The sequence below is a fragment of the Embleya sp. NPDC001921 genome, assembly GCF_053594475.1.
This window is the reverse complement of record NZ_JBSFEO010000011.1, coordinates 89199-111485: the sequence shown is the minus strand read 5'-3', so window position 1 is coordinate 111485 and position 22287 is coordinate 89199. Positions and strand designations below refer to the sequence as shown.

General features: G+C 72.1%; 22 protein-coding genes and 1 pseudogene. 16 read left to right on the top strand and 7 right to left on the bottom strand.

From position 1 onward, the window contains the following. Nucleotides 1-216: 216 nt before the first annotated feature. Nucleotides 217-1152 carry an NADP-dependent oxidoreductase gene (locus ACWCPW_RS15700; RefSeq protein WP_449762087.1) on the bottom strand — a complete coding sequence of 312 codons (936 nt, stop codon included), beginning with the start codon at nt 1150-1152 and terminating at the stop codon, nt 217-219. A gap of 160 nt (nt 1153-1312) precedes the next feature. Here ACWCPW_RS15700 and ACWCPW_RS15695 point away from each other — a divergent pair, with 160 nt between their 5' ends. Together ACWCPW_RS15695 and ACWCPW_RS15690 are read left to right on the top strand one after the other, a co-directional pair. Next, complete coding sequence (locus tag ACWCPW_RS15695; RefSeq protein WP_449762086.1) at nt 1313-2311, top strand: GlxA family transcriptional regulator; 999 nt, start codon at nt 1313-1315, stop codon at nt 2309-2311. Between the two features lie 137 nt (nt 2312-2448). Continuing rightward, nucleotides 2449-3261, top strand: a complete 813-nt coding sequence (locus tag ACWCPW_RS15690) for an SGNH/GDSL hydrolase family protein (protein WP_449762085.1) — start codon at nt 2449-2451, stop codon at nt 3259-3261. Here the strand turns inward: ACWCPW_RS15690 and ACWCPW_RS15685 are convergent. Continuing rightward, nucleotides 3251-4258, bottom strand: coding sequence for a DUF5937 family protein (locus ACWCPW_RS15685; protein ID WP_449762084.1), 1008 nt, complete (start codon nt 4256-4258; stop codon nt 3251-3253). The genes ACWCPW_RS15690 and ACWCPW_RS15685 overlap by 11 nt on opposite strands. A gap of 88 nt (nt 4259-4346) precedes the next feature. Between ACWCPW_RS15685 and ACWCPW_RS15680 the strand changes: the two genes are divergently transcribed. The 4 genes from ACWCPW_RS15680 (at nt 4347) to ACWCPW_RS15665 (ending at nt 8319) form a co-directional block, all read left to right on the top strand. Further along, the gene (locus tag ACWCPW_RS15680) at nt 4347-5594 is read left to right on the top strand and encodes an MFS transporter (protein ID WP_449762083.1); all 1248 of its coding nucleotides are present in this window, start codon (nt 4347-4349) and stop codon (nt 5592-5594) included. Nucleotides 5595-5942: 348 nt separating this feature from the next. Continuing rightward, nucleotides 5943-6305, top strand: a complete 363-nt coding sequence (locus tag ACWCPW_RS15675; RefSeq protein WP_331770782.1) for a YciI family protein — start codon at nt 5943-5945, stop codon at nt 6303-6305. Continuing rightward, entirely contained in the window at nt 6302-7552 is a 1251-nt protein-coding gene (locus ACWCPW_RS15670; protein ID WP_449762082.1) for an RNA polymerase sigma factor, read from the top strand. The genes ACWCPW_RS15675 and ACWCPW_RS15670 overlap by 4 nt, the downstream gene beginning before the upstream one ends. A 200-nt stretch (nt 7553-7752) precedes the next feature. After that, nucleotides 7753-8319 carry a dihydrofolate reductase family protein gene (locus ACWCPW_RS15665; protein ID WP_449762081.1) on the top strand — a complete coding sequence of 189 codons (567 nt, stop codon included), beginning with the start codon at nt 7753-7755 and terminating at the stop codon, nt 8317-8319. 70 nt (nt 8320-8389) lie between these two features. Here ACWCPW_RS15665 and ACWCPW_RS15660 read toward each other — a convergent pair whose 3' ends face one another. Next, nucleotides 8390-8902, bottom strand: coding sequence for a VOC family protein (locus tag ACWCPW_RS15660; RefSeq protein ID WP_449762080.1), 513 nt, complete (start codon nt 8900-8902; stop codon nt 8390-8392). A gap of 312 nt (nt 8903-9214) precedes the next feature. On the opposite strand from ACWCPW_RS15660, the gene ACWCPW_RS15655 reads away from it, so the two are divergent. Further along, nucleotides 9215-9640 carry a DUF3052 domain-containing protein gene (locus ACWCPW_RS15655; protein WP_449762079.1) on the top strand — a complete coding sequence of 142 codons (426 nt, stop codon included), beginning with the start codon at nt 9215-9217 and terminating at the stop codon, nt 9638-9640. Nucleotides 9641-9935: 295 nt separating this feature from the next. On the opposite strand, the gene ACWCPW_RS15650 is transcribed toward ACWCPW_RS15655, so the two are convergent. Both ACWCPW_RS15650 and ACWCPW_RS15645 read right to left on the bottom strand, forming a co-directional pair. After that, complete coding sequence (locus ACWCPW_RS15650) at nt 9936-10550, bottom strand: GNAT family N-acetyltransferase (RefSeq protein ID WP_449762078.1); 615 nt, start codon at nt 10548-10550, stop codon at nt 9936-9938. Nucleotides 10551-10611: 61 nt separating this feature from the next. Beyond that, a pseudogene (locus ACWCPW_RS15645) lies at nt 10612-10815 on the bottom strand (family 1 glycosylhydrolase); the annotation flags it as partial. On the opposite strand from ACWCPW_RS15645, the gene ACWCPW_RS15640 reads away from it, so the two are divergent. Both ACWCPW_RS15640 and ACWCPW_RS15635 read left to right on the top strand, forming a co-directional pair. Next, nucleotides 10780-11133, top strand: a complete 354-nt coding sequence (locus ACWCPW_RS15640) for a TetR family transcriptional regulator C-terminal domain-containing protein (protein WP_449762077.1) — start codon at nt 10780-10782, stop codon at nt 11131-11133. The pseudogene ACWCPW_RS15645 and the gene ACWCPW_RS15640 overlap by 36 nt on opposite strands. Nucleotides 11134-11360: 227 nt before the next feature. Continuing rightward, nucleotides 11361-11699: a hypothetical protein gene (locus ACWCPW_RS15635; protein ID WP_449762076.1), complete on the top strand. Its 339-nt coding sequence runs from the start codon at nt 11361-11363 to the stop codon at nt 11697-11699. 133 nt (nt 11700-11832) lie between these two features. Here the strand turns inward: ACWCPW_RS15635 and ACWCPW_RS15630 are convergent, their stop codons facing one another. Beyond that, nucleotides 11833-12213, bottom strand: a complete 381-nt coding sequence (locus ACWCPW_RS15630; protein ID WP_449762202.1) for a CGNR zinc finger domain-containing protein — start codon at nt 12211-12213, stop codon at nt 11833-11835. Then, the gene (locus ACWCPW_RS15625; protein ID WP_449762075.1) at nt 12210-13139 is read right to left on the bottom strand and encodes a MurR/RpiR family transcriptional regulator; all 930 of its coding nucleotides are present in this window, start codon (nt 13137-13139) and stop codon (nt 12210-12212) included. The genes ACWCPW_RS15630 and ACWCPW_RS15625 overlap by 4 nt, the downstream gene beginning before the upstream one ends. 207 nt (nt 13140-13346) lie before the next feature. Here ACWCPW_RS15625 and ACWCPW_RS15620 point away from each other — a divergent pair, with 207 nt between their 5' ends. The 7 genes from ACWCPW_RS15620 (at nt 13347) to ACWCPW_RS15590 (ending at nt 22159) form a co-directional block, all read left to right on the top strand. Further along, entirely contained in the window at nt 13347-14483 is a 1137-nt protein-coding gene (locus ACWCPW_RS15620) for a C45 family autoproteolytic acyltransferase/hydolase (protein ID WP_449762201.1), read from the top strand. A 138-nt stretch (nt 14484-14621) separates the two neighbouring features. After that, a complete protein-coding gene (locus ACWCPW_RS15615; protein ID WP_449762074.1) occupies nt 14622-16268 on the top strand; it encodes an ABC transporter substrate-binding protein in 1647 nt (548 codons plus the stop codon). Nucleotides 16269-16311: 43 nt separating this feature from the next. Then, complete coding sequence (locus ACWCPW_RS15610) at nt 16312-17262, top strand: ABC transporter permease (protein WP_449762073.1); 951 nt, start codon at nt 16312-16314, stop codon at nt 17260-17262. Beyond that, nucleotides 17259-18137 carry an ABC transporter permease gene (locus tag ACWCPW_RS15605; RefSeq protein ID WP_449762072.1) on the top strand — a complete coding sequence of 293 codons (879 nt, stop codon included), beginning with the start codon at nt 17259-17261 and terminating at the stop codon, nt 18135-18137. The genes ACWCPW_RS15610 and ACWCPW_RS15605 overlap by 4 nt, the downstream gene beginning before the upstream one ends. Next, nucleotides 18137-19150, top strand: coding sequence for an ABC transporter ATP-binding protein (locus ACWCPW_RS15600; RefSeq protein ID WP_449762071.1), 1014 nt, complete (start codon nt 18137-18139; stop codon nt 19148-19150). Before ACWCPW_RS15605 ends, ACWCPW_RS15600 begins: the two co-directional genes overlap by 1 nt. Continuing rightward, a complete protein-coding gene (locus tag ACWCPW_RS15595) occupies nt 19147-19968 on the top strand; it encodes an ABC transporter ATP-binding protein (protein ID WP_449762070.1) in 822 nt (273 codons plus the stop codon). Before ACWCPW_RS15600 ends, ACWCPW_RS15595 begins: the two co-directional genes overlap by 4 nt. A gap of 232 nt (nt 19969-20200) precedes the next feature. Next, nucleotides 20201-22159 (top strand): fibronectin type III domain-containing protein, encoded by a 1959-nt coding sequence (locus ACWCPW_RS15590; RefSeq protein WP_449762069.1) that lies wholly within the window; start codon nt 20201-20203, stop codon nt 22157-22159. Nucleotides 22160-22287 lie beyond the last annotated feature (128 nt).

The window sequence follows — 22287 nt, the reverse complement described above, 5'->3', positions numbered from 1 at the left end:
GGCGGCCGGATCCGTCCGCCTCCACCTCGATGTTAGGGAGACCCGGTCGGCGCCCGCAGCGGCCGAAGGTCGATCACGCGCAGACTTATGTCGAGGGCGCCGAGCCGAACCGCCGGGCACGTGGCCCGGACGACCCCGAGCCGCGAGCCCCGCACCGAGCGGCGTGCGACGTGCGGCGTATGCGGGAGGGTCGATCGGCCCGGCCCGGCGGCCCGACTACTCCACCACGGTCAGCACGATCTTTCCCGAGGTCCGCCCGCTCTCGCCCAGTTCGTGCGCCTTGCCCGCCTGCTCGAGCGGCAGCACCGCGTCGATCACCGGCCGCAACAGGCCCGCCTCGACCAGGGCCGCGATCTCCTTGAGCCCGCCCTGGTCCGGCTCCACGATGGTGAACCCCGCGCGCAGCCCCGCCGCCTCGGCGACCGGCACCAGGTCCACCTCCGCCGGCGACGCCAGCGAGACCACCAGGCCGCCCGGCCGCAACGTGCGCAGCGAGCGCGGCCCGTACTCGCCGCCGATGGTGTCCAGCACGACGTCCACGTCGCGGACCGTCTCGGCGAAGTCGACGGCCGTGTAGTCGATCACCTCGTCCGCGCCGAGCCCGCGCAACAACTCGTGCTTGGCCGCGCGGGCGGTGCCGATCACGTACGCGCCGCGCGCCTTGGCGATCTGGACCGCGAGGTGGCCCACGCCACCCGCCGCGGCATGGATCAGCACCCGTCGGCCGGGGCGTACGTCGGCCGCGTCCACCAGCGACTGCCACGCGGTGAGCGCGGCCAGCGGCAGCGCCGCGGCCTCCACATGCGAGAGGCCGGCCGGCTTGCGGGCCAGGTGGCGCGCCGGCGACGTGACGAACTCGGCGTAGGCACCGGCCGGCAGTGGCAGTCGGGGCATCCCGAACACCTCGTCGCCGGGCCGGAAGACGCTGACGCCCAGGCCGACCTCCTCGACCACACCCGACACGTCCCAGCCCAGCGGGACGGGAGTGTCGCCGAGCAGCCCGCCGCTCGCCCGGTGCCAGTAGTCGGTCGGATTCACCCCGGCCGCGTGCACCCGGACCAGGACCTCGGCCGGCCCGGGCGTCGGGCGCTCCACCTCGACCACCTTCAGTACCTCGGGTCCGCCCAGCGTCTCCTGTCGGATGGCGCGCATCGTCATCACATTCCCCTGCCCGTGTTCGGGTCGATCCTCGTGCCCGGCGCGGTGACCGGGACCGTTCGCCGGTTCTCGGCGCCCGGCGCGGGACCAACTCTGTCGGGGCGGCCGGACCCCATCGAGTGGCCCGATAGCCACAATGTGAAAGGATCGGGCCATGCATCGCGTCGTGGTCCTGGCCCTGGAAAACGTCTATCCCTTCGAACTGGGCATCCCGGTCCGGATCTTCGGCACCGCCACCGGCGCCGACGGGGAACCGCTGTACGAGGTGGTCACGTGCAGCCTCGACGGCCGGCCGGTGCGCACCAGCGCCGACTTCACCATCGGCGTCGAGCACGGCGTCGAGGCGCTGGCGACCGCCGACACCCTGGTCCTGCCGCCCTTCGTGTGCGGCGTGGACGAGAACGACGAACCGGACTGGCTCCCCGAACCGCTGGCCCGGGCCCTGGCCGGGCTGCGTCCGGGAGTGCGGATCGTGTCCATCTGCACCGCGTCCTACGTGCTCGCCGCCGCCGGCCTGCTCGACGGCCGCCCGGCGACCACGCACTGGAACGAGGCCGACCGGTTCCGCAGGCGTTTCCCCCGGGTCGACCTCGACCCGGACGTGCTGTTCGTCGACGACGGCGACATCCTCACCGCCGCCGGCGTGGTCGCCGGCATCGACCTGTGCATGCACCTGCTGCGCCGCGACCACGGCAGCGAGGTGGCCAACCGGGTCGCGCGGCGCTGCGTGGTGCCGCCGTGGCGCGAGGGCGGTCAGGCGCAGTTCATCGAACGCCCGGTGCCGGAGCCGTCCTCGGCGGCCACCTCGGCGACCCGGGAATGGGCCCTCGAACACCTGCACCGCCCGCTGTCGTTGGCCGAGTTGGCCGACCACGCGCGGATGAGCGTACGCACCTTCACCCGGCGCTTCCGGGACGAGGTGGGCATGACGCCGGGTCAGTGGTTGACCCGGCAGCGGGTCGAGCACGCCCGGCGACTGCTGGAGACCACCGACCTGACCGTGGACCGGATCGCCGACCGGGCCGGCTTCGGCACCGGCGCCTCGCTGCGTCAACACCTGGTCGCCACCATCGGGGTGCCGCCGATGACCTACCGCCAGACCTTCCGCACCCACGATCGGGCGCCCGTCGATCAGGTGCCGGCACGCGGGTGAGGGACCGGGTGCCCGCGTCGTCCCGACCATGAGCGGGGTGCTCGGGGCGTCCTTCCGACGGGTGATCGGGATCAAGTCGGCCGACCGGGCGGCCGATACCTCCGACAACGTGCCCACGCTCCGGAGGAGATCCACTCGTGCCGTCGCCGTCCCGTGTCGCCGTCTCCCTCGTCGCCGCCGCGACCCTCGCGTTCGCGGGGATCGCCGCGCCCTCGGCCGCGGCGCCCGCCGGCGTCGCGGCGCCCGAGGGCGGTTACGCGGCACTGGGCGACTCGTACAGCTCGGGCGTCGGCGCGGGCGACTACCTCGCGGACGGCGGCGCTTGCAAGCGCAGCGCGAACGCCTACCCCGCATTGTGGCAACAGGCGCACGCGGCCGCCGAGTTCGACTTCGTCGCGTGCTCCGGGGCGACCACGGCGGATGTGCGCGCACGGCAACTGTCCGTGCTGGACGGCGACACCACGCTCGTGACGATCAGCGCGGGCGGCAACGACGTCGGATTCGCCGAGACGATCACGACCTGCGTCCTGGGCGGCGACCGGGACTGCTCGGACGCGGTGGCCCGGTCGATGGACTACACGCGCGACCGGCTGCCCGCGGAGCTGGACGACACCTACGCGCGGATCCGCCGGCAGGCGCCGAACGCACGGCTCGTGGTGCTGGGCTATCCGCGCCTGTTCGAACTCGGCACCTGTCTCCTGGGGTTGAGCGAGAACAAGCGACGCGCGCTGGACCGGGCGGCCGACACGTTGGTGGAGACCACGGCGACTCGCGCGGCGGCCGGCGGCGCCCACTTCGCGGACGTCCGGGATCGCTTCGCGGGGCACGGGGTGTGCGGCGCGCAGGAGTGGCTGCACGGGCTGACGTTGCCGGTCGACGAGTCGTACCACCCGACCGTCACGGGGCAATCCCGGGGATACCTCCCGAGCCTGGTGGCGATCACCGGCTGAGTGTTCCGGTGGGTCGGTCCGAACCCGCGGCCAACACCTCGCCAAGGGCGGTGTGTTGGTAGTGCACCGAGCGGCCCACCCGGATGCCGGTGATCAGATCGGCGCGGCGCAGCACGGCCAGGTGGTCGCCGACCGTGCCCAGGCCGAGACCGAGCCGGGCCGCGAGTTGGGTGGTGGTGGCCCGGGTGGCCAGCGCGCGCAGGATCATCGCCCGCGTGGTGCCCAGCAGATCGGCCAGCGCGGCGTCGTCGGCGCGGGCCGGAGCACCCAGGAGTTCGGCCACGCCGCAGGCCGGATACACGATGGCGTACGGCCACGGCGGCTCCACGTAGGCGATGAACGCACCGAACGCCGACGGGACGAACAGCAGCCCGGCGCCGTCGAGCGTCACCGTGTCGGCGGCGTGGCGGGTCACCTCGATCACGCCCTCGTCGCGCCACCGCAGCCGCGGCGACAGGTCGCTCAGCGCCGCACCCCAGCCGTACGCCGCCAACCGCCCGGCGGTACGCACCAGATCGCGCTCCAGCACGGCGCGCAGCGCCGGCCACCGCGGCTCCAGCAACGTCGTCCACGCGGCCTCGATCGCATCCGCCAAGCGGGCGACCACGTCGGGGGAGTCGAGCAGCGCCCGGACCGAGGCCGAAGGCGGGCGCATCCCCTGCAGGTTGCGCGCGATCTCGCCGTGGGCGCGGGCCGCCGACGTGGCCCGCAACACGGTCAGCTCGTCCCCGATGCCGGCCGGTGTCCCCGAGGGCGGCGGGTGCAGGAAGTCCGCGTTGTAGGCGCCGCGCCGGTACAGCGACGTCATGGCCGCGACCGCCGGCAGTTCCCGGCGCAGTCGCTCGTACGCCGGCCGCAGCCGCTCGATCCACGGCCGCAGCGGCCCTGCCTGGTGGTTTCCCGACAACGTCCGCAGCACCATCACCGTCTCGCCCAGCGGGGAGATGCCGAACCTGCTGCGGGCCACGTCGGCCGGCCCGACCTCGATCCTGAGCATGCGTGGCCTCCCACCCGGCAGCCTGCCAGGTTTCGGTGGTGCCCGAAAGGTTGGCCGGCGGGCGGCGTGGCGCGGCACGCTCGCCCGCATGATCGGCGACGACGTCAAACCGGCGACCTACCGCGAGGTCTTCGCGGTGGGCGCCTTCCGGGTGCTCTTCGGTTCCTATGTCCTGCTGCTGATCGGCGACACCGTGCGGATGCTCGCGCTCGCGGTGCTCGTCTACGAACGGACCGGGTCTCCGGCACTGTCCGCGCTCGCCTACGTCGCCGGGTTCGTTCCGCAGGCGTTCGGCGGCGCGCTGCTGCTCTCGCTCACCGACCGGGTGCCGGTGCGCGCGGCGATGGCCGGATACGACCTGATCCGCTGCGCGCTCGCGCTGGTGCTCGCGCTCGACGTACTCCCGGTGTGGACGGTCCTGTTGCTGCTCGCGAGCGTGGGACTGGTCAGCCCGGTCGCGGGCGCCGCGCGGCAGCGCACGCTGCCCGAACTGCTGCACGGCGACGCCTACGTGCTGGGGCGCTCGGTGTTCGGGATGACCGCCGGCGCGATGCAGGTGCTCGGCTTCGCGGTCGGCGGCCTGCTGCTCGCGCTGGTCGGGTCGAGCGGCGCGCTGCTGTTCGCGGCGGCGACCGCGCTGGCGTCCGCCGTGGTCGTGCGCCTGGGCCTCGCGCCCGGGCCGCGCACCGAGCGCACCGAGTCGACCCGGGCCGAGGGCACGGTGCGCGCGACCCTGCGGGTCAATCGCGAACTGCTCGGCGACCGGGCGGTGCGCGGCCTGCTGCTGGCCCAGTGGATCCCGGCCAACCTGGCCGTCGCCGCCGAGGGCGTGGTCGTCCCGTACTCTCCCGGTCACGCCGGGGTGCTGTACGGCTCGGCCGCCGCCGGGATGTTGCTCGGCGACCTGGTGGTGGGGCGCTTCGTACGCCCGGCCCGCCGCGAACGCCTGGCGTTGTGGCTCGCCCTGCAACTCGGCGTCCCGCTGCTGTTCTTCGCCGCGGGCCCGCCGCTGTGGGTGAGCGCCGGCCTGTTCGTCCTGTCCAGCACGGGTCTGTCCTACCAGCTCGGCCTGCAACGCCGCTTCCTGGAGGCCGTCCCGAAGGCCGCCACCGGCCAGGCGATGGGTCTGGCGATGACCGGCACGATGACCCTCCAGGGCCTCACGATGGCGGGCGCCGGAGCACTGGCCGGGGTGCTGGAACCGGCTCATGTGATCGCGCTGGTCGGGGCGGCGTCGATCGCCGGCACGTTGGCGATTCACCGGGTGCTGGTGCCGGGCCGGGTTGCGCGGGCGGTCGTGCCGGCTCCGGTGGCCGAACCGGGTCGGATCGCCTGACCCGGATCCCACTCCCGATCGGATCCGGGTCGATGACGATCCGGATCCGGCCTTCGGCCGGGGCCGGTGCGTCCGGGGCATCCGGGGGTGGCGTGCAATGTGGTCGTTCGGGGAACTCCGGAGGGTTCCGGGAGGGCGCGATCGTCCTCGGCGCGTCGATCCGACATTCTGTGCGCCGGGATGTCGAGAACCGTCGGCCGGCTCCGACCCGGTTGCGAGTGGCCCGCCGGGGGATTCGGGAGATGGACCCCGAGCCTGCGATCGGGCCGCGCCGACCGGATCGGGCCGCCGCGTGGACCGCGTGGCCCGACCAGACCCGACCAGACCAGAGCCACCAGGAGGCACCCGATGAAGTTCATGCTGCTGATCCACAACCGCCCGGGATTCGTCGAGGAACTCTCCGAGGCGGAGCGCACCGAGTTGTTCGGCGAGGTGGACGCCCTGATGGCGGAGCTCACCGCGTCCGGGGAACTGCTCGGCGGCGAGGCGCTCGCCGATCCCGCGCAGACCCGGACGGTCCGGGTCCGCGACGGTGTACCGGCGGTCACCGACGGCCCGTTCGTCGAGGCCAAGGAGCACTTCGCCGGCTACCTGCTGGTCGAGTGCGAGAGCACCGAGCGGGCCGTCGAGATCGCCGCACGCTGGCCGGACGCCCGGTACTGGGCGATGGAGGTACGCCCGGTGATGACGGATTCCGGGACGGAGATGTGAGCCCGGACGCGCACGTCGAGGGCCTGCTGCGGGAACTGACCCCGCAGGTCCTCGGCGTGCTCGTCCGTCGGCACGGCCAGTTCGACGCGTGCGAGGACGCGGTCCAGGAGGCGCTGCTGGCCGCCACCGTGCAATGGCCCGTGGAGGGGATCCCGGACAGTCCGTGGGGCTGGCTGCTCACCGTGGCGGACCGGCGGCTGATCGACCACTGGCGCAGCGAACGGGCCCGGCGCAACCGTGAGGAGCGGCTCGCCGCGCGGGCCCCGGCCGACGAGCACGTCTCGCCCGCACCCGGCGACGAAGCGCCCGGCGACCGCGACGACACGCTGACCCTGCTGTTCCTGTGTTGTCACCCCGCGCTGACGGGGGCCTCGCAGGTCGCCTTGACGCTGCGCGCGGTCGGCGGCCTGACCACCGCGCAGATCGCCGACGCGTTCCTGGTGCCGGAGGCCACCATGGCGCAGCGGATCAGTCGGGCCAAGCAGCGGATCAAGGCCGCCGGCGGTCGGTTCGGCGGTGCGATCGGACCCGAGTCGATCGAGCGCCTGGGCGCGGTGCTGCACGTGCTCTATCTGATCTTCAACGAGGGCTACACCGCCGGCTCGGGCCCCGATCTGCTGCGCACCGACCTGACCGCCGAGGCGATCCGGCTGACCCGCGCGGTGCGCCGGTTGCGGCCGGACGACGGCGAGGTGTCCGGGTTGCTCGCGCTGATGTTGCTGACCGACGCCCGCCGGGCCGCGCGTACCGCCCCGGACGGCGGGCTGATCCCGCTGGCCGAGCAGGACCGGAGTCGCTGGAACGCGGAGGCGATCCGCGAGGGCGACGCGTTGGTCACCGACGCGCTCACGTGGGGACCGCCGGGGCCGTACCAGGTGCAGGCCGCGATCGCCGCGGTGCACGCCGAGGCGGCGCACGCCGACGATACGGACTGGCCGCAGATCCTCGCGCTGTACCGACTGCTCGCGCACCTGTCGCCGGGCCCGATGGTCACCCTCAACCAGAGCGTCGCGGCGGCGATGGTGCACGGCCCCCGAGCCGGCCTGGACCTGCTCGACACGCTGGCCGAGGACGAGCGGATGACCGGGCACCACCGATTCTGGGCGGTCCGCGGCCATCTGCTCGAACTGGCGGGCGACGGCGAAGCGGCCCGGGAGGCGTACCGCACGGCGGCCCGCCGGACCACCAGCCTGCCCGAGCGGCGCTACCTGGAGATACGCGCGGCGCGGGTGGCCGGCGGGGGGTGATCCGGTGCCCGGGTCGGGTGCCGGGCATGCGGCACCTTCGCCCGCCTGCCCGCTCGTATGTACGTACGTATGGAGGTGTGTACGTGCGGGAGTGGTCTCGAAAACTCTTCTCGGGAATTCGCCGGGAGGTGTCGAGGACCGGGGCCCGGCTCCGACCTCACCGTGAGAACAGCGAAGACAGGCACTGACAGGAGCCCGACATGCGCAAGATCCTCTACATGGTCCACCAGTCGCTCGACGGTTACATCGAGGGGCCGAAGGGCGAATTCGACTGGCCGGTGATGGGCCCGGAGCTGTCCGACTTCGGCCAGACGCTGAACGAGGGGGTCGACACGTTCCTGTACGGCCGGGTCGTGTGGGAAATGATGTCCGGCTACTGGCCGATCGCCGAGACGATCTCCACCGACCCGCACGACCTGCGGTTCGCGCCGATCTGGCGGGCGACCCGGAAGGTCGTCGTCTCGGCCACGCTGGAGCGGGCCGAGTGGGGCGCCGAGGTGATCGGCGCGAACCTCGCCGAGGACATCGCCGCGCTCAAGCGGGAGCCCGGCAAGGACATCCTGCTCACCGGTGGGGCCGGACTGGCCAACACGCTCACCGGACTCGGCCTGATCGACGAGTACCTGATCTTCGTGCACCCGGTGATCCTCGGCGGCGGCAAGCCGGTCTTCCGGGCCGACGAGACCCGGCACCCGCTGACGCTGGTCGATTCGCAAACGTTGGACGCGCGCACCGTCCTGCTGCGCTACGAACGCGCGGGCGAGTAGCGGTAGTCCGCCGTCTCGGCGGGGCCCGGGCGGTTCGGCCCGGGAGCCGGCGGCCGTCGGTCCGCGGCCGTCAGCCCGGGAGTTTGCCGGCCGCGCGATCGGCGAGCCAGCCGTCGAAGGCGGTTCGGGCCTCGGCGGCGTCCTGTTCGGTCAACGGGCGGGACTGGTGGGTGATTTCCAGGTGCACGCCGTTGGGGTCGAAGCAGTACACCGAGTACCAGACGCCTTCGTGGTCGATCGGGCCCCGGACCTCGACCCCGTGTCGACGGATCTGCTCGGCCATCGCGTCCACTTCGGCGACGGAGTCCACGGCGAGTGCGACGTGCCGGGTCCACCACTCGAGACCGTCGGGCACGGGCGCGTACTCCTTGGCCACGTCGAAGAACGCGATGCACTCGCCGCTCGCGAGCGCGTAGAAGACGTGCAGGAAGGGCGCGGTGACCTCGCCGCTGCTGGTGGTCCGGGACTCCTCGCGGACCGCGCCCGCGAGTTCGGCGCCGACCGCCTCGGTCCAGAACCGGTGCGTCGCGGCCAGATCGCGGGTCTGGTAGGCGAGGTGGTTCAGCGCTACCGGCACGGCCATGGTGTGCTCCTGTTCGCCCGACGGTGAGCAACTTCGGTGCACCATGCACGATATCGGGAACACGGCCGTCCCGACACCGCGTCGCGACGAGCCGGCGAATCGGCGGTCGGCCGCGGGCCGGAAGGGTGGCAAGCTGGTCGATCCGTTCATCGAGGGTGTCGGTGGGCCGTCACTCGATCGAGGGTCCGGCTGAGTGGGCACCCACCTGGGGAGAGGCTTTCATGTGGCGCTGGTCCTCGAGAGGCAGTGCGAGTGGATGACCGGTTGCCTTTGGGAGCGCGGGCGCGCGTTCCGGGAAACAAGGAGGTCGTGATGGTGGCTGCCGGTGAAGTGCCGGGCTACGCACAGAAGTTGGGCGTCAAGCGGTCCATGGTCGTCCAGGAGTTGGGCTGGGACGAAGACACCGATGACGACATGCGCGCCGATATCGAGGACGCGATCGGCCGAGCGATGGTGGACGACGAGACCGACGAAGTCGTGGAGGCCGCCCTGCTCTGGTGGCGGGCGGGCGATGGCGATCTGGTGGACGAACTCACGGATATCGTGCGCCCCCTCGCCGAGGAGGGCTTTGTCTGGGTCCTCACCCCGAGGACCGGCCGGCCCGGCTTCGTCGATCAGAACGAGATCGCCGAAGTCGCGGACGCGTCCGGCCTGACACACACCGACACGGTGACCCTCGGGAGTTGGTCCGGCAGTCGGTTCGTCCGGCCCGGGACCTCCGCCGAACAGGGCTGGTGACAACGGGTATCGAAGCGGACTCTCGGCCGGGGCCGGCATCGGCGCGTGGCTCGGTCCGCCGAGGGCCTGATGGACCGGGGCCGCAATTTCCATGGGCGACCGGCCGCCGGTTGGCGCGTTCGGCCCGGTGACCTGCCGACCGGGTCACGTCGCCTGCCGGTCTTCCGGTGTGTATTGCGTCCTGCCACGATCGTTTCCGGCCGACCGCCCGGCCGACGAGCGGCGCGGCGGGCCGGGGAGCCCGGCGTGACTCGGTGGTCGCGGGACGGAACCTGCGTATGAGACGCGGTGGTTCTCAGGTGGTGCGGGCGGGGCGCCACATGGTGGTCACGATGTGTCCGGTGTCGAGTGTGACGGTGTCGAGGGGGACGAAGCCGGCTCGGCCGTACCGTGCGTTGTTGGCGGGGTTGCACGACTCCAGGTAGGCGGGCGTGCCGAGGGCGTCGACGCGGTTCAGGCTCTCGGCGAGCAGGCCCATGCCCAGTCCCCGGCCGCGGTGGTCGTCGTGGGTGGCGAGCAGGCTCAGGTAGAAGTGCGGCTCGTCGGGCTGGGCCGCGCCGAGCAGTTCGAAGATGCGGAGGACGCGGTCCGCCGTGGTGCGATCGCCGCTGTCGACGAGGTACCGCTCCAGGCCTTCCTCCTCGTCGGCCGACAACTCCGTCCCGCCCGGCGGGATCCACAGGGCCGCCGCCTCGACGTGCTCGGTCACCAGCGCCCAGGGGTACCGCAGTGCCGACGTGGCGAACAGCCGCCACAAGGCCGCCGCCTGCACCGCGCGCCGATCGCGGTCCGGGAACGCGGGGCCCCACATGGGGTCGTCGAAGAACGCGGTGGTCAGGGTGGCGACGATCGGGTCGATGTCGTCGGTCGTTGCCACTCGTGCGGGTACCGGGGTCACGGGAGTGCTCACGGCGTCAGCCTAGTGAGCGCGTGGGTGGGGACCGGCGTGACCTCGGACGGGCCGGCGTCGGTCACACGGCGTTCCTTGTCGTTTCGTTGATCCCTCGGGAGCGCAGACCCACGTCCGCGAGCCGTTTCGCGGACGGTTTCGGGGTGCGGGCTATGGTGCTGCGGTCTACCGCGATCAGGCCGAACGTGGGTCGGTAGGAACCCCATTCGTAGTCGTCCAACAGGGTCCAGTGCAGGTAGCCGCGTACGTCGATGCCGTCGGCCAATGGCGCTACGAAGACCTCCGCACCCGAATCGCCGCCTCCCCGACCTCCGGCCCACCGCGGCCCACCCGGGAACCCACCACCCCACCCGACCCCGCCTGGATCGCCCGCATCCTCGTCGCCGCGGTCGACGGCCTCCGACTCCAATGGCTCCTGAACCCCGAAATCGACATGGGCGACGACATCCAAACCCTGTGCGCGGTACTCCTGGCCGCCTTGCCGGGCCCCGACCCGAATGAGGGTCCGGCGTCGGAGGACACCGCGGGCGCCGGAGGCGCGGGTGCGGACGGGAGCGAGAGCGGGGACTTGGCGGGGTCGTAGGGCCGCGTGGGCGGGAGGTGGCCGCGGGGTGCGGGTCGGCTCGGGCTCCCGGGATGCCTCTCCCGGTCTCTCGGTCTTCCGGCGTCGCGATAAGTCTCGTACACCCGCGAGGGAAGCCCGGATCCGGCAACCGCTCGCGCCCGCCCGCCCGCTCGCCCGCCGGCCGGCCGGCGGGTCCGGGGGAGGCGCCGGTGCGTGGTTGTCGTACTCCTGGGTAGGTTTCGATCATGACTGCCTCAGCCGCCCGCCCGACACCGAGTCAGGATTCCGGCGGCCTCCGACCACCCGTCGAGACCGGCCCATTGGCCCCGCGTCTGGTCTGGGCCGGAATCGCGCTACCCGTCTTCATCGTGGCCGCCACGCTGTGCGCCGTGGCCGCCGACCTCGACTTGGCCGCCGCCCGAGTGTTGTGGATCCTTGGCGCGGCCCTCTGCGCGACCGCGGCCCTGATCGCCTGGGCCGACATCCTGGTCGTCGTACATCGCCGCCGCCCGGCCCCCCGATCCACCACGTCCGGCCCGCCGGTCGAGAACGCCGGACCCGCCTCGCCGGCCGGCCGAGCATGACCACCTCGCCGGCCGGCCGAGCATGACCACCGCGGTTCGAATCCAGGAGACGGCTCGCGTGGCGCGCGCCTGCCGGATCGGTTCGTCGGTGTGACTTGACCTGGGTGTTCGCAGGCTCGACCGGTGTCCGGCGTCAGGTGCTCCCGCTTCGGCGAGTTCGGCCGATGGGTCGAAGGGTGCCGCCCGGGACGAGAGGAGCCTCGCGTGTTTCACGGTGCCTCCGGGATTTGGCATCCCTCGGTTGGGAGTCGTATCGCCGGTTGCCGTGAGTGTCCCTCGGTGAGGTTCCCGGGCATGACCGGGTTCCGCGTGAGTCGGGGCCGCGACTTCGGGGCGGTTGGTCGTGTGGTTGTGGACCCGCACGGTTGGCGCGGTGGGTGGCTACCCGTACTCGGGTGGCGCAGCGGGTGGTGCGGTAGCGCTGGGGCGCTCGGCGGCCGGTGTCGATGAAGTAGTCGGCGCAGTCGGGCGCGGCGCATTGGCCCCACGCGCAGGTTCCGCGTTCGCTGCTCAGCGCCGGGGCCGGCCCTCCTTCGGCTCCAGCAACTGTGCCCGCAGGGCCGTCAGTTGATGGGAATGCTCGACCGAGCGGGTCTCGTCCAACGAGGCGACCGCCAGCAGCAGCGCGTCGCTGAGCACGATCGCGGCCAGCGACTCGGCGGTGATCCCGGTCGGGGTGTGCGGCGCGTACAGGACCGCGTCCGCGGTGTCGGCCAGGCGCTCGACCAGTTCGTCGGTGACCACCACGATGCGGGCGCCGACCACCCGGGCGCGGTCCAGGAGAACCTCCATGTCGCGCAGGAAGCGGCCCGGGACGAACATCACCACCACGTCCGCGCGGCGCAGCGTGAGCAGTTCGTCGGCCAGCCCGAAGCCCGTGGTGCCCACGAAGCGGGCCCGGCGGCCCATCCGGTTGAGCTTGAGCGCGAGGTGGCGGCCGGCCAGCTCGGAGGCGCCGACGCCGTACGCGAGCACCTCGTTCGCGTCGGCGAGCAACTGGGTGGCCAGCCGGAAGGCGTCCGCGTCGAGGTTGGCCCGGCCGTGCTCCAGCCGCTCGATCGCCTCGTCGTAGACCCGGGCGCGGATTCCTTCGAGGTCCTGGCCGACCTGGCTGATCCGCTGCCGGAGCCTGACCTCGGGGGCCACGTCCGTGCTGAAGTCGGCGGCGATGTCGCGCTTGAGCGCGGACAGTCCGCCCAGGCCCAGTCGTTGCAGCGTACGCACCACCGTGGCGTTGCTGACGCCGATGCTCGCGCCCAGGTCCTGCGCGCTGGCGAAGAGCACCTGCTCGGGGGAGCAGTTGGTCAGATAGCGGGCCACGTTCCGCTCGGCCGGCGACAGGTCGGCCCACTGATCGCGGATCGCCGCCCGGAGCCGGGCCAGCGCCGGATTCTGCGGTTGTTGTTCGCTCACGCCTCTTGACTCCCCGGTATCAACCATTACTCTCCTCATGCAACGTGCAATACATGTTACCGCGAACTCGTAATGAACATTACGACACGTGGTGCGACGAGCGATGCGACGAGCGTCACCACACGTGTCACGACACGCGTCACAACGATCGTCGGCGGGCTCGCGGCCCCAGGACAGCGTGCAGCACCCGCAACGCTGCCGAACCCCCAGCACCCAGGAGACGACGTGAGTGGCGTGTCCCTTCCGACCATCGAGATCGCCGGCGAGCCTCGGACCCGAGGTCGCCAGTACGGCGAAGGGGCGAGCGCGCTGATCCGTACCGCGGTCGACTACTACACCGAGGCCTTCGGCGCGGCCGGTGGCCTGACCTGGCGGCAGGTCACCGAGCGGGCCGAACACTGGCTCGCCCCCTCCCGCGCCTTCGCCCCCGACCTGGTCGAGGAGATGGCGGGGATCGCCGAGGGCGCCGGCCTCGACCTGCTCGACATCCTCGCGCTCAACGCCCGAGGCGAGATCATCTACGACGACACCTTCGCCGAGATGGGAGCGCCCGCACCGGCGGAGAACCCCGACGGCTGCACCTCCTTCGCGCTGCTCGACCAGGCCTCCGGTGACGGCCACGTGTACGCGGGCCAGAACTGGGACTGGCGCTACGGCGTGCGCGAGACGGTCATGGTCGTGCGCGTCGTGCAGCCCGGCAAGCCCACCGTGGTGATGCAGGTCGAGGCGGGCCAGATCGGCCGGCAGGGTGCCAACTCGGCCGGCATCGCGCTCAACGCCAACGGCCTCGGCGGGCGCTTCGACCACGCCGTCGGCATCCCGCAGACGCTGATCCGCCGCCGGGTGCTGGACTGCGCCAACCCGGCCGAGGCGCTGGACGTCCTCTTCCGCACCCGCGCGCACATCGCCAGCAACGCCCTGCTCACCCACCGCGAGGGCTTCGCGATCGACATCGAGACCACCCCCGGCGCGAACGGCTGGATGTACCCCACCGACGGCCTGCTCGTGCACGGCAACCACTACCAGGCCTTCATGCCCGCGCAACTGGCCGCGAACTATCGTCCCGCGGCCCCCGATTCGCTGCTGCGCGTCCCGCGTGCCGAGGCCGGACTGCGGCGCTGCCGCGACGCCGGAGACCCGGCCGAGACGCGCAAGCTGATCCACGCCGCGATGTCCGACCACCTCGGCTACCCCGAATCGTTGTGCACCCACCCGGATCCGGCCCGACCGGCGGTCCGGCAGTGGGCGACGCTGCTCTCCAGTTGCGTCGACCTGACCACGGGCGAATACCGCGTCACCGCCGGCACCCCGTGCGACCACGAGTACGAACTCCTGCCCTGGAACCTGCACGACGGGCCCGGCGGCGCCTGAAGGCCATCCGCCCCGGAGGCGGCCCGAAGGTCACCGGCCCCGGCAGCGCCCGAAGCCCGAACCCTTCCGGCCCGCGCCCCAAGCACGCCCGCCCCGGCGCCCCACCCCACCATCCCCCCGCATCCCCCGGAGAGTCGCATGTCCCGCACTCGCACCCTCACCACGCTCGGCCTGGCCGCCCTGCTCGGCCTGACCACCGCGTGTTCCGCCAAGAACGCCGGCGGCAACAACGCGGCCGGCGCCCCCGGCAAGCCCGCCGACCTCGCGCTGACCGACACCACCGCCAAGGCCGCCGGCGCGGTGGACAACGTCAAATGGCTGCTGGCCAAGGAACCCAAGTCACTGGACCTGGACGTCAGATCCGACAGCGACTCCAACGCGGTGCTCGCCAACGTCTGCGAACGACTGTTCCAGACCCAGCCCGACCTGAGCATGCGCCCGCACCTGGCCGACTCGGGCACCTACACCGACCCCACGACGCTCGTACTCAAGCTTCGCGCCGGCGTCACCTTCCACGACGGCTCGCCGATGACCGCCGACGACGTGGTGTGGAGCCTGCGCCGGCACGCGGCCGACGGCAACAACGAGTCGGACGAGTTCGAGCGCGTGCAGTCCATCGAGCGCACCGGCGACGCCGAGGTCACCGTGCGGCTCAAGGAACCCGACGCGCTGTTCACCAAGGCCCTGGCGGGCAACGCGGGCATCGTGCTCGACCGCGAACAGGCCGAGCCCGCGGGCAAGGACTACGGCACGCCCGGGCGCGCCGACGCCTGCTCGGGGCCGTACACGCTCAAGGAGTGGAAGGCCGGCAGCCGGATCACCCTGGAGCGCTACGACGCCTACTGGGACAAGTCCCGCAAGCCGCTGGTGCGTTCGGCCACCTTCGGCTGGGCGGACGAGAACGCCATGGTCAACAGCATGACCACCGGCGCCGCCGACGGCACCTACCTCACCACGATGAGCGCGGTCCCGCCGCTGGCCGGCAACGGCGCGCTCACCGTCTCCTACGGCTCCTCCTCGCGTGCCTGGACGCTGATCCCCACCGAGCGCGGCGGGATGAAGGACCCGCGCGTGCGGCGCGCGCTCTCGCTCGCGCTGGACCGCCAGGGCATCGCCAAGGCCGCCTTCGCCGGACTCGCCACGCCGTGGAAGACCCCGCTGGGACCGGGCGCGTGGGGCTACGAGAAGGCCACCTTCCAGGCCGGCTACGACGCGCTGCAGGGCGCTCCGGCGCAGCCCGGCGCCGCCGACCTGGACGCGGCGAAGAAGCTGATCGCCGAGGTCGGCCCCGCCGCGCCGACCCTGGTGGTCGCCAACGACGGCACGCCCACCCGCAACCTGATCGCCAACGCGGTGGTGGACGCCGCCCGCAGAATCGGCCTCAAGGCCGAGATCAAGACCATGTCGGGCGCGGACTTCACCTCGCTGTACACCGACCAGGCGCTGCGCAAGAGCGTCGACATGTTCGCCGACGACTGGTACATCTCCAAGGCCGACCCGGCCGGTTTCTACGACAACGCGCTCACCGGTTCGAACAACAACTGGGTCGGCTTCAGTTCGCCCGAGTACGACAAGGTCGTCAACGAGGCACTGCGCACCACCGACGACGCGGCCCGGGCCAGGCTGCTGGTCGAGGCCGAGCGCCGGTTCACCGCGGACGCGGTGTGGTTGTCGCTGGTCCAGGTGCCCAACGTGCTGGTCACCAGCGCCAAGCTGACCGGCGCGCCGGCCTCGATGGCCAACGTCGCCTACCCGTGGCTGGCCGACCTCGGCGCCAAGGGCTGATCCCACCAAGCCCGTTCCCGTCGCCTTCGGAGGTGTCACCACCATGCCCGCCCGCGCCCTGCGCATCACCCTTGGGCTGCTCGTCACCCTGTTCGCCGCGTCCTTCGTGATCTTCGGCGCGATCTACGCCGCGCCCGGCGATCCGGCCGCGTTCCTGGTCGGCGGACAGGAGGACGCGACGCCGGAGAAACTGGCCGCCGTCCGGGCCGCCTACCACCTCGACGACCCGCTGTGGGTGCAGTACGGGGACTGGATCGGCGGCGTCCTGCACGGCGACCTCGGCCGCTCGATGCAGTACCACGACCAGGTCGCGGACCTGGTGTCCTCGCGCGTGCCCACCACGCTGTTCCTGGTCTGCTACTCCGCCGTGCTGTTCGTGGTGGTCGGGATCGCCCTCGGCGTGTTGTCCGCGGTGCGCGGCGGGCGGGTCGACTCGATCATCGTCGCGATCACCACGCTGCTCGCGTCCATCCCCAAGTTCGTCAAGGCCCTGGCCCTGGTCGCCTTCCTCGGCGTGCAGTTGGGCTGGTTCCCGGTCACCGGCGCCGGTGAGGGCTTCGGCGACCGGCTCTACCACCTCACCCTGCCCGCGCTCTCGCTCGCGCTGGGCGAACTCGCCGTGGTCAGCCGGGTGACCCGGCAGAGCATGCTGGAGCAGTACGCGCAGGACCACGTCGCCGTGGCCCGCGCGGCGGGCCTGTCCGAGTTCAAGGTGATCCGTCGACACGTGCTGCGCAACGCGCTGGCACCGGTGGTCACCATGTGCGGCCTGATCACCGCGAGCCTGTTCGCGGGCACCGTGGTGGTGGAGACCGCGTTCGGGATCAGCGGGATGGGCTCGCTGCTGGTCCAGGCGATCAACACGCACGACTTCCCGGTCACCCAGGCCGTGCTGCTGCTCATGGTGCTCGCGTACATGCTCGTCACCACGCTCGTCGACCTCGTCCACCCGCTGATCGACCCGCGGGTGCGCCTCGAAGGAAGCGCCGCATGACTCTCCTCCAAGCCGGCGCGCGGCCCGTTTCGGCGGCGCCCTCGAAGCCGGCCCGTCCCAGGAAGCGGACCTGGCCGATCTCGTTCCGGATCGCGGCCGGATTCCTGCTGCTGACCGCGTTGGCGGCGGTGCTGGCGCCGCTGGTGGCGCCGTACGAACCGGACGCGATCGACCTGAACGCCTCGCTCGCGGTGCCGGACGGCGCGCACGTGTTGGGCACCGACCAGTCCGGGCGGGACCTGCTGTCGAGGGTGCTGCACGGCGCCGGGCCGAGCCTGGTGGCGCCGCTGGCGCTGCTCGCGCTCGCGTCGGTGATCGGCATCGCGCTGGGCACGCTGGCCGCGTGGCACGGCGGCTGGGTGGACGCGTTCGTCTCGCGCGTCACCGACGTGATGTTCGCCTTTCCCGGGCTGTTGTTCGTGATCCTGATCGTGTCGGTGTTCGGCGACGGGCTGACCACCGCGGTGATCGCGCTCGCGCTCGCCTATTCGCCGGTGGTGGCCAAGTACACCCGCAGCATCGCGCTCGCCGAGCGGGCCAAGCCGTACATCGACGCCTACCGGGTGCAGGGCATGGGCGGATTCGCGATCTGCGTACGGCGGTTGGTGCCCAACCTGGCGCCGTCGCTGATCGGTTACCTGGTGCTGATGTTCGGTCAGGTGCTGATGGGCATGGCCACGCTCAGCTATCTGGGCTTCGGCGCCCAGCCGCCGAGCTCGGAATGGGGCCTGATGGTCAAGGAGGGTCAGGCCGCGCTGGTCCAGGGCGCGTTGTGGCCGGCCCTGGTGCCCGGCACCGCGATCGCCCTGGTCGTGGTGGCCTTCAATGTCGTCGGCGTGCGGATCTCCGACCGCCTGGGGGTGAGGGAACGTTGATGGTCGAGACCAAGACGGACGCGGTGGACGAACTGCTGGAGATCCGGGACCTGACCGTCGAACTCCCGGGCACCGGCGCGCGGCGCCCGGTGCTGGACGGGGTGGACCTGCGGGTGCGCCGGGGCGAGGTGGTCGGCCTGGTCGGCGAGTCCGGCTCGGGCAAGTCCACCACCGCCAAGGCCGTGTTGCGGATGCTCCCGCGCGACGCGCACATCCATGGCCGGGTGGACGTGGCCGGGCGCGACGCGCTCACCCTCGACACCGGCGAACTGCGCGAACTGCGGGCCCGTCGGGTGGCGATGGTGCACCAGGACCCGCGCTCCTCGCTCAATCCGGTGCGTCGCATCGGCGACTTCCTGACCGAACGACTGATCCACACCCTGGACCGGCCGAAAGCGCAGGCGTACGCCGAGGCGCTGCGCCTGCTGGAGGCGGTGGGCATCGTGCGCCCGGCCGAGCGGCTGCGGCAGTTCCCGCACGAACTCTCCGGCGGGATGCTCCAGCGGGTGGTGATCGCGGCGGCGCTCGCGGGCGATCCGGAACTGCTGCTCGCGGACGAGGCGACCAGCGCGCTGGACGTGACCACGCAGGCCGAGATCCTGGCCATCCTGCGCGAGCACCGGACCGGGCGCGGCCTGGGTCTGCTGTTCATCACGCACGACCTGCACCTGGCGGCGGCGTACTGCGACCGGGTGTACGTGATGTACGCGGGGCGCGTGGTCGAGGAGCGCACCGCCGCGAGCCTGTTCGAGGATCCGCGCCACCCGTACACCGCCGGTCTGTTGGCCTGCACGCCCGAGTTGGGCGACCCGCGCCCGATCCGGCCCATCCCGGGCCGGCCGCCGTCGCTGGACGACGCCTTCCCGGGCTGCCCGTTCGTCGCGCGCTGCCCGGTGGCGGAGACCGCGTGCGAGACCTGGCGGCCGGTCTCGCGCGAACTCCCCGACGGCGGCCGGGTGACGTGCCGCCGCACCGACCTGGACCACCAGCCCGCGGAGAAGGTGCTCGGATGACCACCCCTGCTCTCGAAGTACACGGCCTGTGCCGCGAGTTCGCACTCCCGGGACGGCGCGCCGAGCGCACGGTCGCGGCGTCCGACATCTCCTTCACCGTGCCGCCGGGCGGCTCGCTCGGCCTGGTCGGCGAGTCCGGCTCGGGCAAGACCACGATCGCCCGGATGCTGGTCGGGCTGATCCGTCCGGACGCGGGCAGCATCGCGGTGGACGGGCGCCCGCGCGCGGCGCGGGCCAAGGGCGGCGCGGAACGACTGCGTCGGGCCCGGGAGATCCAGATGGTCTTCCAGGACCCGTACGTCTCGCTGGACCCCAGGCTCACCGCCGCCCAGTGCGTGGCCGGCGTGCTGCGGCTGCACGGCGAGACGGATCGCGATCGGCGGGTGCGCGAACTGCTGGACCAGGTCGGTCTGGGCACCCGCGAGGCCGGCGCCCGGCCGCACCGACTCAGCGGCGGGCAGCGGCAACGGTTGTCCATCGCCCGGGCGTTGGCGGCCCGGCCCAGGGTGCTCGTGCTGGACGAGGCGGTCTCCGCGCTGGACGTGTCGATCCAGGCGCAGATCCTGCACCTGCTCACCGAGCTGCGCCGGGAGACGGACGTCGCGTTGGTCTTCGTCAGTCACGACCTCGCGGTGGTGCAGCAGGTCACCGACGACATCCTGGTGTTGTACCGGGGCGTCGCGGTGGAACAGGGCCCGACCGCCGACATCCTGACCGAGCCCCGCCACGCGTACACCCGTCTCCTGGTCGGCTCCGCCCCGCGCCCGGGCTGGGACCCGGCCTCGGTGGCCGGATTGCGCAAGGCGCTCACCGTGTGACGGGGCACGAGGAGGCCGGTGAAAAACGGGCGTGGGGACGGGAATCGGACCGCTGCGGAGCGTAACCGGTTGGGGACGGCGAGGTAAACGGAGTCGGATCGCGGAGAAAACCTTGACACGCTCTATTGGTCTGGACCACTTTGGCCTAGACCATTAAGCGCGCAGGGCGGGCTGACGCGCACGCGGTCGCACGACTTCCACCTACATCGCTTCTCCACGCACGGAGGCAGTAGTGGCACGCGTTTCGCACGTTCCGCGAGCGAAGTCCCCTCGCCGCGGACACCCCACCCTCGCCGCACTCGCGGCGCTCACGCTGGCCGGCGCCGGACTGACCGTCGCGGTCGCCGGCAGCGCGCAGGCCGCGGACAACCTGGTGAGCAACCCCGGCTTCGAGAACGGCCTCGCCGGTTGGACCTGTTCGGCCGGATCCGGGGCCTCGGTGAGTACTCCGACGCATGCCGGCACCGGCGCGCTCAAGGCCACTCCGGCGGGCTCCGACAACGCCCGTTGCGCACAGACGGTCACGGTGCTGCCCAACTCGGCCTACACACTGAGCGCCTGGGTCCAGGGCAGCTACGTGTACCTGGGCGCGACGGGTACCGGCACCACCGACCCGTCCACCTGGACGCCGAGTGCCGGAACGTATCAGCAACTCACCACCACGTTCCGCACCGGCGCCTCGACCACCTCGGTCACCGTCTACACGCACGGCTGGTACGGCCAACCGGCCTACTTCGCCGACGACATCGTGCTCTCCGGCCCCGGCGGCGGCACCCAGATCCCGGCGGTGCCCACCGGCCTGGCCGCCGGTGCGCCGACCTCGTCGAGCGTGCCGCTGTCGTGGAACCCCGTTCCCGGCGCCACCGGTTACAACGTGTACCAGAACGGCGCCAAGGTGCAGTCGGTCACCGGGACCACCGCGAACATCACCGGGCTGACCCCCTCGACCGCGTACGGCTTCCAGGTCAGCGCGACCAACTCGGCGGGGGAGTCGGCCAAGTCGGCGACGGTCACCGCAACCACCACCGGCGGCGGCACCCAGATCCCGGCCACCCCCACCGGCCTGGCCGCCGGTGCGCCGACCTCGTCGAGCGTGCCGCTGTCGTGGAACCCCGTTCCCGGCGCCACCGGTTACAACCTCTACCAGGACGGCACCAAGGTGCAGTCCGTGGCCGGGACCGGTGCGACCGCCGGCGGTCTGACCGCGTCCACCTCGTACAGCTTCCAGGTCAGCGCGACCAACGCGGCGGGCGAGTCGGCCAAGTCCGCCGCGGTGACCGCGACCACCACCGGCGGCGGGGGCGGCGGCCAACTGCCCAAGCACGTACTCACCGGCTACTGGCAGAACTTCAACAACGGCGCCACCGTGCAGACCATCGCCCAGGTGCCCGCCGAGTACGACATCATCGCCGTCTCCTTCGCGGACGCCACCGGCACCCCGGGCGGCGTCTCGTTCACCCTGGACCCGGCGCTGAACTACTCCGAGGCGGCGTTCAAGGCCGACATCGCGGCCAAGAAGGCGGCCGGCAAGAAGGTGATCATCTCGGTCGGCGGCGAGAAGGGCACCGTCTCGGTCAACAGCTCCGCGTCGGCGACCAACTTCGCCAACACGCTGTACACACTGATCCAGAACTACGGGTTCGACGGTGTGGACATCGACCTGGAGAACGGCATCAACTCCACCTACATGTCCCAGGCGCTGCGCTCGTTGTCCGGCAAGGTCGGCGCGGGCCTGGTGATCACCATGGCGCCGCAGACGCTGGACATGCAGTCCACCGGCACCGAGTACTTCAAGACCGCGCTGGCGATCAAGGACATCCTGACCGTCGTCAACACCCAGTACTACAACAGCGGCGCGATGCTCGGCTGCGACGGCAAGGTGTACAGCCAGGGCACGGTCGACTTCATGACCGGCCTCGCCTGCATCCAGCTCGAAGGCGGCCTGGCCCCCTCGCAGGTCGGCCTCGGCCTGCCCGCGTCGCCGCGCGGCGCCGGATCCGGGTACGTGCCGCCGAGCGTGGTCAACAACGCGCTCGACTGCCTGACCAAGGGCACCGGCTGCGGCACGTTCAAGCCGAGCAAGACCTACCCGGGTCTGCGCGGTGCGATGACCTGGTCGACCAACTGGGACGCCCTGAACGGCAACCAGTTCTCCAACACGGTCGGCCCGCACCTCGACACGCTCCCGTAGCGCGTCGCGCCCGGGCCGGACCACGCGACCGGCCCGGGCGCGGCTCATCCGGCTCGACCGAGCCCGGCCCCCGCTCGGCCCGGCTCGGCCGCGCCCGGTCCCGCCCCGCTCCGCTCCGTCCCGTCCCG